Annotated in this window: 3 protein-coding genes; all 3 read right to left on the reverse strand. The window is 61.4% G+C overall.

Annotated elements, in window-relative coordinates:
• Positions 1 to 121: 121 nt before the first annotated feature.
• Positions 122 to 5452: a DEAD/DEAH box helicase gene (locus R2J76_RS11715; RefSeq protein ID WP_316411775.1), complete on the reverse strand. Its 5331-nt coding sequence runs from the start codon at positions 5450 to 5452 to the stop codon at positions 122 to 124.
• Positions 5453 to 5566: 114 nt separating this feature from the next.
• The gene (locus R2J76_RS11720) at positions 5567 to 10045 is read right to left on the reverse strand and encodes an Eco57I restriction-modification methylase domain-containing protein (RefSeq protein WP_316411776.1); all 4479 of its coding nucleotides are present in this window, start codon (positions 10043 to 10045) and stop codon (positions 5567 to 5569) included.
• 1 nt (position 10046) lies between these two features.
• Complete coding sequence (locus R2J76_RS11725) at positions 10047 to 13166, reverse strand: helicase-related protein (protein ID WP_316411777.1); 3120 nt, start codon at positions 13164 to 13166, stop codon at positions 10047 to 10049.
• Between the last annotated feature and the right edge of the window lie 116 nt (positions 13167 to 13282).

Raw genomic sequence — 13282 nt, forward strand, 5'->3', positions numbered from 1 at the left:
CAGCGTCGGCTTGTCATATAGCTACCACTACCCCTCTAGCAAGGGGGTAATCCAGCTGAAATAATTGATGTTATTGATTTTTGACTGCATTTTCACTCAATTACAATTGCCTTCTTCTCTACTAACGGCCGGAATCGTTTTTCACCATCCCAAGAAGGTCCTCGACAAGGGCCTCCCCTCTTCCTAAATCTACCGCCCGAAGTTCGACGATAATCCAGCCGATAGCCCCTTTCTGAAGCCGTTCCCGAATGGCTCGATCCCGGCGAAGCCTATTCCCGGTATGGAAAGCGGCACCATCAACGTAGATCAGAATTTTAGAGTCCTTCACCCGAAAGTCCGCCGAGCTTATTGGTGCGCCTACGCTATCGGGGGCAACAGGGACTTGCTTCTCTACATCCAGGCCATGTTGTTGGAAGAGCCGGAGGAACTTCAGCTCGAGCGGGGAACCAACGCCCGAATCGTAGGCTTCTAACCATGGACGGGGATCATTGGCGTCCCCAAGTTCAGGAGAAAGACGCGTGGGAGCCTCTGAGGCCAGAGCCTCGAGGTCCGGCATGATGTGCGGCCAAGATAGATGCATGTGGTGCCGCTGGTTGGCGTAGGACTTCAGACATCGGTAACAGGCTGTCTCGCAGCGGGGGTGATCCAGGTGCTCGATGGCCCTGCCGGCGATCAGGTGGAGGTCATCCGCGCATCGATCCAGGAAGCCGCTGCCACCCACGGCGGGGTCGATGAAGGTAAGCGCCCCGAGCCTCCGGACTCCGCCCTCATCCCGTTCGTCCCACATGGGTTCCAGTTCGAACTCGATTTCCGGGCCGTCGAGCAGGTAAAGCTGCCGGAGGCCGGTTCGAAGGGCATACCCCAGGGACAGGCCCCAGCGCTTGTATTCGGGTTCTTCAAACTGTCGGGGGAGCAGGACCGTGATACGCAGTGTGGTCGCGGGAACCGCGGTGGTGATCGCGCGGGGCATTGGCGGTTGTCCCGCCAACTGGCAGCCTCTGGCGTGCTCGAATGGATCTCGATCCTCCCCGCGCCTGGGACGTCTTCGGGCGCCGTTGTTGTTCTGGGCATCCGGAACCGTGAGGTTCCTTCCACAGCTTGGGCAGAGATAGAACCCTCGAGCGGCCTCATGCAACAGGGGCTTCCCTGTGGCCCGATCGGACGCCGAAGGGGGCTTCCATTCGTTGACCCACCTGACGGTCTCCGAGAAGCGAAGCTCGGCAATCCAACCCGACACCAGGCGATACCTGGACATTACGCGGCCATCACGCTGTGGGTGGCAGGTCACGAGCGAAGCAATGGAGAACCGATCCTCTTCTTCCAGGACAGGCGTGTCCTGGCGGATCGCCAGGAATCCACCGAAGGCATGGCCGGGGTACCCGCCTCGCCCGCCATCCACCGGGTCGTCATCGCCGCAGCGGGGGCATGCCGGAGTCTGATGATCGAAGCGCAGACCGCACCGGCGGCAGCGGACATAGACCCAATCCGGGTCCTGGGACTTGGGGTTCCATGGGGAGGACAGATCCAGCCCAACCACCTTCCAGCGGTGGCCTCGGGCATGGACCAAGGCATCTGGCTGGAATTGGGCGATGCCAAACCGCCGGGCCACGGAAAGGGGGTCTTCTTCGTGGTCGTCGCCCAGAAGACGGAGGGTGCAGGGCTCGGTGGGGAACTCATAGCCCGGGAGGATGCCGAACTCGGCGAACCTCCTCATCGGATGCCCACTGCTGCGGTCATCCGCCTCCTGCCCGTTTCTCCGGGAAGGAATCCCAAGCAGGCGTTCCTGAAGATCCCGCGCATGAACCGCACGATAGGCATGGCCGCCCAGTTCGTTCCACCGGCTCACATCCTCCTGGAGCGTCCGAATCTGGAGCGAAGTTCGATCAAACAGGTCCTGGACCTTGGCAGGCAAGGCTTCCAAAACCTGCTCCAAGGACTCACGGGTGGCGAGTTCCGCTCCGACCAGAACGTCTTCTCCCCAGGCATCCAGTGCGAGGCTAATGGCGTGGGGGAATTGTGCCCGAAGCGATGCAATCAAAGCATCCACCTTGGCCTGGTCAATCTGGCCCTGGAGGTTGATGTAATCCCCCATCCGGCCCGAGAGGCCGGGATCCGCGGAGCCGAAGGCCATGGCATGCAGGTGGCGGAGCACCACGTCGCGGTTTCCCAAACCCACGCCAGGGGCTGGAACCTCCCCCGCGATCATCTCGGCGGGTTTGTCAAAGAAATACCCATCGTGGGGGGTGCTGCGCGCATACCCCAGCACGATGCCGACGCGTGTGCGTCGCCCGGCCCGACCACCACGCTGGGCGTAGTTGTCTGGGCGGGGCGGGATGTTCCTCATCACGACGGCATCTAGGCCGCCAACGTCGATGCCCATTTCCAGGGTCGGAGAACAGGCCAGAACATTGATAGTGGAACGGAGGGTGTCGCCTTCCGCCACAGGGACGCTGGGAGGTGGGGCCTTGAATCGGTCTTCCAGTTCGATGCGATCGTCCCCCGTGACCTGTGCCGTATGCTCTCCAGCCACTAGGGGTAGTATGTCCGGGTTGAGGATCCGCTGGACGTAGCGATTGCTATTGACCTCCGCCTCAGACCACGGCTGCAGGGCGCCCTGACACTTCGGACAGGGGCTGCCATCCACCACCCAGGGCATCCGCACATTGCAGATCGAGCACCGATACCGGTCCTCAGGGGCGACCACTTCCAGGATGACGGCATCCGCGTTCACCTGAAGCAGACTCTGCGTGCGCCTGAAGCCGTGCAGGGGATTGGCCCTGAGTGGTCGCGGTCCGTTGGGAGCCGCCAGGAAGGACAACACGCTCAATAGCCCATCAGCGGACGGCTCGACCCCACCCATGCGGTTCAGGAGATGACGATACTGCCGTTCGAGGCTCGGCCCGCGTCCACCGGCCCTGGGTCGTCGCCAGATATTGGAGAGCGTGATACCGTCCTCAACCGCGTTGCTTTCCAACCACCCGATGGGTGCGCCGTTGGCCTCACAGGCAAACCCTGCGGGGCTCTTAATACGACGTTCCCAATCAGCCGCTCCCTTGAACTCCTCGGGGCAACTGGGGTTCTGGGGGTGATAGCAGATCATGGGACGCGATAGTGCAGAGCGTTTTCGCATCTCCTCAAGGAGACACCGGCAAAGGAACAGGAGTTGGTGCGTGGAAATGCCCAGCGAGCGGGCGAGTTCCTCCCCCTGCTCGTGGACGTAAGACTCCAGGCGGTCATAGCGCACGCCAACCAGGCCGAGATTGAACAGCGAGGCTCGGTAGCCGGTGCTGATTGCGAGATCGTCCAGCAGGGGCGCCTCTTCCCAGGCCCTGACCTTCGCCTGAACATTGGCCGGAAGGTAGTTGGCGTTGGTGTAGCCATCACAATTCGGGTTGTCGCCACGCTGCACGCCCAGGGCCATGAGCTGGGTCAGCATCTCTTCCAGGGTGGCCTGCTGGTTGGGACGCTGTTTCAGGACCTGCACGATGCGCCGTCTCATGCGGTCGTAGCGGCCCGAATAGGTGATGAAGCGGGCTTGGTGGGCCGCGTCCTGGCGGCTATCTGAGAAGATGAGCAGGCGCTCCTTCCCGTCATGGCCCGGGCGGTCCTGGTTTTGGACGGCGAGCCCTTCCAGCAGCCCCTCGGAGATCACGCGCACGGCGGCGGAGGTGCCCAGTGAGACCGGGGTGATGACGTTGCGGGCCCCGGCGGTACCTCCACAGACCAGGCAACGATTCCTGGCGGGCGCAAGGGCGACACGCATGGGGTAGAGGTTTTCATCGGATGAATAAGCCCGTGTGGCCGGGTCGAAGCTGCCCTGCATGACCGGACGATTCCGCATCTGCTGCTCGACGCCAACCAGTCCCTCGTCTTCGTCGGCCTCCAAGCGCCTGCGGTCGTAGAGCATCCATTCGTCGTCGGGCTGGCGATCCGCATTCGGTTGAAGCAATTCAGATTCAGGGCCTGCTGGCCCAGTCTTGAAACGCAGGGTATCTGCGCCACAGGAGCGGCAGAGGTAAAGGGGTGCGGCGGCCCGGCCGCATGTACACTGCTCCTCGCCCATGGGATAGAGGCGTCCGCAGGCAGGATCAACGCATCGAGTAAACTGCCAGCCGCCGCGAATGAAGCGGTGAACGCGCAAGCGAAGAGCCCCGGGCATGCCATCCGGTAGGGCGGCTCCCACCAGAAGGGCCGCGCAGACTTCCCGTCGAATGACCTCTGGATCCGTGGAGGCGCGCTCTGGCACCTCGGCCTTGACGCGCTCCACGATCTGGGTCACCGACATGGGCCTGCGGGCCAGCATGCTGTTCAGGAACCACAAAATTCCGGCCTCCCGTGCAAGCTGGGCAAGGGGTTCATCTGCGGGGCGCCCGGCAAGCTGGGCCAAAATGGCACGTTGCCCGGTCTCGTCCTCCAGGCGGAGGGTGAGTTCAGCGGCTGGCGCGGCCGGCCACTGAGCCTCCAGGGGGGTCAGGAGGTCGCAGATCTGCTCACCGACCACCTTAAACCGGGCTTCCGGAATCCCAGTTAGTTTCCCGAGGAATTCGCGTACGGCCTCGTCGCGCAGGCGCTGCACTTCTTCCGCCGTACGGCCGGTCTCGTCAACACTCTTGATGGTGGCGGATGTGGCCACCGGGAGTACTTCGGGGAACCGGCGCCGATCGCTGCGATCGTCGGCCGCCCAATCTTGACGGGCCTTGCGAAGGTGAGCCAGAAGGCGACGGAAGAGCAGCGCTATGTTGGCGCCCAGGCTGCCCCGGTAGGTGTGTACCTCGTCAAGCACCACGAAGCGGCAGCGGTGGTTGGCGAAGAGCGCGTCTCGGTCGGCGGGCCGAACCAGCAAGTACTCCAGCATCATGTAGTTGGTCAGCAGGATGTGGGGAGGGTGCTGCCGCAGCTTTTGTCGCTCTTCGTCCTTGGTCGACCGGTCGTAGCGGGCCACCTTCACATGGGTGTGTCCCGACTCCTCCAGATACTGCCTGATGCGCTCCTCCTGATCGTTGGCGAGCGCGTTCATAGGGTAGACCAGGATGGCGGTAAGCCCGGACTGATTGAACCGAGCGGAGTCCTCGATGGCGTTTTGGATGACCGGCAGGAGAAAGCACTCAGTCTTGCCGGAGCCTGTGCCCGTGGTGACCACCAGGGGGCCGGCTTCCGACCCCAGCAGGTGGATGAGTGACTCACTCTGATGCAGGTAGGCCGTGGGGCTGCCGCTGCGCTCCTCCATGACTTGGGCCAGCTTGGCGTCCAGCCCCAGATCCCGCCACTTCTCTCCGGAGCGGAAGGCGCGGTGGGCCTGGAAGAAGGGCTCCTGGGCCAAGAAGCCCGCCTCGTTCAGGGCGGCTTCAAGGGAGGCACGGAGCTGGGGGTCCCTGGCCTGGAACTCGGTGGAGAGATAGCTGCGGTACTCCTCAAGCACTTGGTCAACGACGGTGATGGGGTTCAGCGGCATGTCGGCTCCGGATGGCTTAGGCCAGTGGGCTCAGATGGGGAGATTCATCCTACATGTTTCCAGAAATAATCGTGATTTCAATGAATAGACAGTGATTGACCAATCCAAAGCACCTCAATCTTCGCCCCGCCGCCGGTAACGCATGCCCCGGCGCTCGCCTTCAGTCTCGGCCAGGCCTTCGTCCACCAGGCGCCGAAGAAAGGGGCGGAGGCTGGCGGCGTCCAGCCCCGTGGCTTCTTGGGCCTCGCCGGAAGAGATACGCCCCCGCTCCTGAAGCAGGGTCTTGAGGGTTTCGTAGACCTGATCGTTCTCGGTGCGGGGCCTGCGCGGCAGCATCTGGAGGGGAGCAGGCCTAGAGGAAGGAATGGGCGCTGATTTGCCCTGGAGGCTGGCAAACATGGGGCCGAAGTCCTCCGTGGCCGACGTATCCTGGTCGGAGATGGGCAAGTCGATCACCGGCTGTGGCAGCCCTTCGTTGAGAGGAATGTCCCAGTATGGGTCGTGCTTCTTGGTAAATGCCTCCAGGCCCAAGGCCTTCAGCTCATCGAAGGCGGCGAGGCAAAGCTCCGGAGCTTTCTGGTAGCTCCGGTGGCTGAAGGCAGAGAGGACATGGGCGTACTGATCGCGGTCAAGGCCGTAGGCCTCGGCCACCACAGCATCGATGGCGGCGCGCACCTCCCAACGGGCCTCTTCGGTTTCCATAACTGGCCACATGTGCATGGGTTTGGTCTCGCGCCAAACCTCATCCACCTGTTCTAACCAAAGCGAATAAAAGCCTGCATGAGCACAGGAGAGCCTTAGTGCGGAATGAGCAAGTAAAATACGCGCATTATTTTGTAATAGTGGCAGAGGAGTGGATAATAGTAAAAATTTAGTAACATGACCTGAAGCTCTAAAGCGTATAAGCCAATCAAAACAAAAGGAATTCATAATTGCAAGTGAGCTTAGAGCCATTACTGATGTTCTTGCCCATGGTTTTTCATCTACAGGTGCTGTATGCCCTGTCATGCTACCTGGCGGTAGCATTGCAGAAATAACAGTTCTTTCATTTGTTGAACTTGCAACTTCTCTATAGGCAAGACGATAGTATCTCCCAGCCTGTATATAATTTGGCTTATCTTTAAGATCATCAATTGAAACAAGGTACCGTAGTCTTTGACCCCACGAAATGTCATATTGTTCAAAAAATTTACCTTCAAATACAAGAAATAAACCATGGCGAACAACTTCCTTTGTGCCTTCGTATGAACGCGGCTCATATTTTGTTACACCAGATGACGTTCTAAACAAATGAGCGTCATGGCTTAGGTGCAATTCAGTCATGCGAAATGAAAGGCCGCTTTCAATAAACTTTTTAAAAGTATTTAAACAGCCTTCATATATTCCCCTTGCCACCCGAACATCTTCTTTAGAACGAAGCTCTGGGAAATTCAGGTACTCTCCACCGGTCTTTTGTAAAAATTCGGGTGTATACAATAATCTATCCAAATCTTGAAACAATCGTTGAAGTTCGTGCCAATAAAATCCACATTCAAAATTATAAATATTTAAATGCATATTCCTTGCAACAACAGCAGCAAATTTAAAGCTAGAATGGATATCAAACAGCTTTTTCTTATTTTCAAATGAAAAACAGCTACGCAGTTCCATTTTTTCGATGTACAGCTGGCGAACACCTGTAGCACCAGCACTTCCATGAAAAGCTGAAGGAACCACAACTCCCGTCATTCCATTGTCTTTCAACAATTGAGCATTGCGTTCCATAAAAACACGAAAAGCGTCCAATTGTCGCCCAGCAAGGTCCCCATCGATTATAATTTTTTGAAATTTAAACAATTTGTCATTGGATCTTTTACTTTGTTCGAATTTCTCCTGCCCAGCAAAGAAAGTTGTTGCTATTGAAACATTTGCGAGCAGCCGTCTCTCTATAACAGTTCTCTCACTCTTGGTGGGAGCTTCCATGATTGATAAGTCGAAGGATGCCAAAAATTCTTTCGACTTAAATTGGATTGCGTCCCAAGGCGGGTTCCCAAGGACTGCGTCGAACCCGCGACGCAAACCGTCGCCCAAATGGAAAACCTCGGGGAATGCGAATTCAAACGGCACCCCTTCGCTGCCCGTCAATACCATCTCTCGCAACCGAGGCTGCAGAGCCATCACACCCTCAGTGGCTCCGGAGTTTGCAATGGCCGAGGCTAACGCGAGGTAGGCCGCGTCATCACAGGCCTCGCCCAGCATCACCCCCCCACTCCACGCAGCGGCCAGCAGCTTCATAGGCTTAAGGGCGGCATCCAGCTTCTCCTTGGCCACCCGCTTCTGCTCCAGGTCCGCCGCGTCCTTGCCAACGCTGGCTTCCAGGTCGCGCACATGGGTAACGGCGCTGGCGAGAGTGGCCCGGAGCTGCTCCGTGAGGCCCTGAGTGTAGAGATCGTCAAGCTTGTTCCCGCTCCCCGGATAGGTAAGCAGGTGCTCGAAGAAGGGCCCGGTGAGGGAATCTCCGCACAGCAGGCGGTGGTCCATGAAGGTGAGGGGCAGGCCTTCGGCGTAGCTCTCTAACCACAGGGAGAGCTTGGCCAGTTCAACCGCGAGGGGGTTCTTGTCCACGCCGTATAAGCAATGCACGGCCACCAGGCGACGGCAGAGGGCCTCGGCCTTCTTCTGTGACAGGCCGCTGTCCTCGCCCTCTGGCACGCGGCTGGGCAGGTAGGCCACCAATTCGTCCTCGGGATCGGGCAGGCCTTCCACCCGCTTGCGCAGTTCCGCCGCACGGGCCAGGAGGGCCGCTTGCTCCGAATCCTTCACCTTCTCGGTCTGTTCCTCCGCCTGCACTGCCAGTTCGTCGCAGAGGCGACAGGCTTCGTACAGGGCCTCGCCCAGGTAGCGGCATGCCTCCACCAGGAAGTGGCCGCTACCCATGGCGGGGTCGATGACCTTCAACTCCAGGATCCTCCCCGGCTGAGGGTCCTCCTTGGGGCTACGCTCCAGAAGCTGGGGTCCCAGGGTTTCCTGAACCAAGAATCTGACGAACGGGTGCGGGGTGTAGTAACTGCCAGTGGCCTTGCGGCCCAGACCTACCCGCAAGAAGAAACATTTCGCGGAAATATCCTCGATGAAGATTACCTGGGTCCCTCCAGCGGAAGCGCGGCGACGGAGAGCCTCAGCCTCCTCGGCATCCTCGCCCCCACCGTCATCCTCGCCGCCCTCGTCCTCGTCGGTCTCCCCGACGGTACCCCCACTTGCGGCGCTGGCGCGGTAGGGAGCGCCCTGGGCGGCGGGCACGACCACCTCCAGTTTGGCCCGACGCAGGCGGCACATGGGCTCGGTGGAGATTCCGGGCTCCAGTTCTAGCAGGGCCTCGTAGACGCGGCCCAGGTCTTCCACGTCCAGCGCGCCGTAGTGCACGCGCTCCCGCTCAGCCCGACCCTCCACCGGCGTCCACAGCAGGGAGTCCAGGAGGCGGGCCACGGCCCGTTCGCCCCACCCCAGTCGGTCCAGGAGCGGAGTGGCGCCCTCGCCGAAAAGCATACCGCCCAGAGCCTTGATCTCCAGTTCGCTGGAACTCATACCCTCGGCGAACATCCGCCACAGGGTGCGAAGCGCCCCTTCCAGGAATTCGCCGCTGTCGGCGCCATCATCCATGACCTTCCGGACGATGTCCGCCAGTGCGGTATTGGGGGAATAAGTGCGCCGCCAGAGGCTCGTGGCGGCGAAGCTGAAGGCCCGCGCCGGATCCGCCGAGGATTCCAGCTTGAACACGAATAGAAGCCGATAAACCAGGATCAAGCCCTCGCGCCAGAGCTGGCGGGCCAAGCCCTCGGAAGTGCCCGCCTCGCGGAGGGCACTCTGGTTCGCCGGATGATCGAGGACTTCCTGGAGGAAACCCTCGATGGCCGCTCGCGCTTGGAGCCGCAGTTTCTTGGTGACTTGGCTCTGGGCCAATCGTGCGGCATCGGCTAGGTCTGGCAGGGCGGCCACGCCGCCGGGCGAGGCCATGGCACGGATGAGCCTGTAGGAATCGGGAACATTCCGGGCAGAGCGCCACCCGCCCGAGCGCCCAAGATCCACGGCGATGTGGCTGTCGGGACGCGCTGGGTCGCAAATCAGGAGACGCAGTTCCTCACCATCCGTGAGCAGGCCTGCCCGCTCACCACTGGCAAGGAGCACCCGCTGAGCGACCCGTGACGCACTGAAGCGGTACGCCCGCCCCCGGCGGTTCGGTGCATCCAGGTCCGTGCCCAGGGCAGCGGCCCAGACCCGCAACTTCTTGCCCTCAGGTGTCAGGAACAGGCTCCCGCCATCCTCAGCGCCTTCGCGGGTTATCACCGACCCCTGGGGCACGAGGGTGACGTAGCCGAGTTGGGAAGCCAGGGGCTCCAGCACATGACTGAATACGCGCCGGTCCCCGCCGTGCTCACCCAGGTCGCGCAGCTTCCGGCGGAACACCTCCCAGGCCTGCTGGAGGGCGCGCCCCTCGTCGCCCACATTGCGGGGGAGGAGGCGGAGGTCGTTAAGCTTCCCTTCCAGGTTGTTGAGGACGAAGGGCTCGGGGAGGGCCGGTCCGAAGAAGGTGCAATCGCGAAGGCTGAGTGCCATATCACCGCCCTCCTTCTGACAGGGGAAGCAGCATCAACAGTCCCAGGGGAATAGGAGCAAGGGTGCGGGCCTTGCGGTGGGCGGCGAGATCCTTCTCGCGCATGCGGAACAGCCGGAGGATGCCATCCGCTTCGCGGCGGGCCGCGACCGGGTTCTTGCCATCCGTGGCGTAGGCAGCGAGCCTTTCCAGCGGCGCGGCCTGAGTCGCCCAGCGGGGCAGTTCGACCGCCTCCTCGAAGAGGCCAGGCTGGGCTTGCTGAACCGGACCACAGATGGCCTCCACCCGAGTGCGCAGCCACTTCTCCACTTCCTCGTACTCGTCCTCGCACAGTCGGGCATGTTCTGAATACCAAGGCTCGGCGATACCCTCGAAGGCAGCTTTGGAGGCATCCAGCGCCTGACGGGACCATGCCTCGCCCCAGGCCGTGAAATGGCGGTCCCAAAGGTCCTTGGGGGAGATGGCCTTCCCACCATCCAGCAGCTTGAGCCACTGGTCAGGGTGGTCGAACACGGTGCAACGACCATCTTGCTCCACCTTGACTCCCAGCACGCGCTCGAACTCGTGGCCACGCGGACTCTCAATGGCACCCAGGTACGTGCACAGGAGCGCTGGATGGTCCACAGAGGCAGCGAGGGCGCTGACCCGCCGGTCGAGCCAGACACCCGCCTCGCCGAAGCGGATGTTGCGCACCCGGGACAGGGCACGCCGTACGACGGGATGGGCACGCCCCAGGAAGCCAAGCTTGCGCTCCCGTTCATCCTGGTTTCGGGTGTGGTCCTCGGTCAGGAGTAGGGTCGGGCCGCTGGCATCGTAGCCGGGGAGATCCTTCAACCCGTGATCCCAGGAGGGCGGAAGCCGGAGTTCGATCACGCCATTCGCCCCTCGCTGTATGGCACCCGCCTGAGCATCCGCCTCCAAGGCCGCACACACAAACTTGAGCAAGTCCACGTCACTGAGGCTGGCGCCTTCCTGGCGAGCTAGTTCGGCATCGGCCACGAGCCGCGCCTCGGCATTCAACCCGGCATCCCCCAGCCAGGCATGGGACTTGGCATTCTTCTCGAAGCCCGTCATCGCCCGTTCCACTTCGGAGAGCAGTTCCTGGTACGCGGGGGTGGTTGTGTCCTCAGGCTCCTCTTCGACCAAGCGGATCTCACGCGGGGCGACCTTGAAGAGGCAGTTCTCTTCCTCGGCCAAGCCCTCCAGGAGGCGCACAGTCTGGGCGTCATCCGTGGTCAGGCCGCCGAGAGTGTTGGGAACAAAGGTCAGCCTCAGCCGCTGGCGTTCGTACTTTGCTACCAGGCGCATCAGCAGGCGTTCTTCGAAGGACCCCGCCAGATATAGGTACCGGACCATAGGGATTTCCTTCTGCCCGTATCGGTCAATGCGCCCATTGCGCTGCTCCAGTCGGTTGGGATTGTAGGGAAGCTCTACGTGCAGGAGGTGGTGACAGCGGGCGTGGAGGTTCAAGCCTTCGGAAGTGGCGTCGGTGCTGACAAGAACAATCCCGTCGTGGGTCTTGAAGCGTTCCGTGACGGCCGTGCGGGTGGCTTCGGAATCGCTGCCGCTGATGGCCAGGACTTCGCCCTGGAGGTCGCCCTGGCTGAGAGCTTCCCGCAGGTAGGCAAGGACCGCGTCCTGGCTGTCGGTGTACTCGGTGTAGACCAAGAGGTTGGCCTTCGCCTTGTCCATTCGGATGGCTTTGACTTCGCGCAACAGCGCGCCCAGCTTGGGGTCTTCCGCGAGCGCCTCCTGGGCCATGGCGATGAGCACATCCAGGGCATCCCGCGTCGTCTGGATCCGCTTCCCCTGTTCGCGCAGCCGGCGCTGCGTGCGCTGGATTTCCTCGATCTTCCCGGCGAATTCCTCCAGCCCATAGTCGAGCAGATCCGCCGCCATGTCTTCGGCCTCAAGGAAGGCCTGATCCTGCTCCTCTTCGAAGGACAGGGCACCGAACCGTTCCAGGCGCTTCCGGTACTCGCTCAGGGTCTTGAGCCGCTGTCGGCGGGACTCAGCTTCCGCCTCGCCACTGGATGCCATCTCCGTGTACCGGTCGCGGATCCTGGTGAGGGTTTGGAGGCAGGCGGCGGTGGTGGAGACAGACCGTTTGAGGAGCGAGAGAAAGGCCAGGACTTCGCCGTATTTCTGTCGACGCACGGCCTGTTTGAGGCGCGGGGCGATGGCCGCAATCAGGGCCTGCTGGAAAGCTGCGAACTGGGGGTGAGAGTCCGGCGCGAAGGTAACGGCGCAGGGGAAGACCTGACGGTCCTTAAATAGAGGTTCGCCCGTTTCCGGGTCCTTGATGTGCTGCTTCAGGCGGCGTACCACGTGCTGTCGGTAGCGCTCTCCGCGTAACCCGCCACGGCCATCCACCAGGCTTGGATCCAGCAGTTCCACGACCGAGGCGAAGTGGGCGTCATAACCGTCATGCGGTGTGGCGGTGAGAAGAAGGAGGCCATCAGTCTGCCTGGCCAGGACTTCAGCAAGCCGCCGCCGTTGGGAGTCCTCTGAATCCGCCCCACTGCCAAGGCTGACGCAGTGGTGGGCCTCGTCAATGACCACCAGGTCCCACACGGTGCGCTCAAGTTCCTGGAGCACTTTCTCCTGCTTGGCGAAATCGATGGATGTCAGGCAGTAGGAAACGTGATCGAAGGGGTTGGCGCCCAGAACCAGGGAACGGCGCCTCTCCTGAAGCTCACCCGAACTGGTTATCGTTTCGAACCGCAGGCCGAAGCGGTCCCGCATCTCTGTGCGCCACTGCTCCAGCAGGGGACCTGCTGGTGAGACGACCAGGATGCGGTGGGCGCGGCGGCGAGCTATGAGTTCGGCCATAACCAGGCCAGCCTGCACAGTCTTGCCAAGACCCACGCCATCCGCCAGGAGAAGCCTGGGCCGGCTCATACGAATCGCCCGCATCACGGGAACGAGTTGGTAGGGAGCGATGTCGAGGCGGCCTGGTTGCACTGCCAGGAGGGCGGATGGGCCGAGAGCCTGTTCCAGCAGGAAGGCCTCGTGATAGAGCCGCCATTGCGCCAATCGACCTGCCCGACGTGGGTCCAGCTCCGTGACCACCGGGGTCACGGATTCGAATGGATGGAGAAGGTCGATTTCGATCCCTCGCAAATCCCCGTCCACGCAACGAAGGCGATATCGATGTTGGCCCCCGGCAGGCTCAGAGTGAAGGACTTCCCAGGAGAGGCCACGTGCATGAACCTGAGTACCTGGGAGAATTGTACCGA

This window comes from Mesoterricola silvestris (assembly GCF_030295405.1).
GTDB lineage: Bacteria > Acidobacteriota > Holophagae > Holophagales > Holophagaceae > Mesoterricola > Mesoterricola silvestris.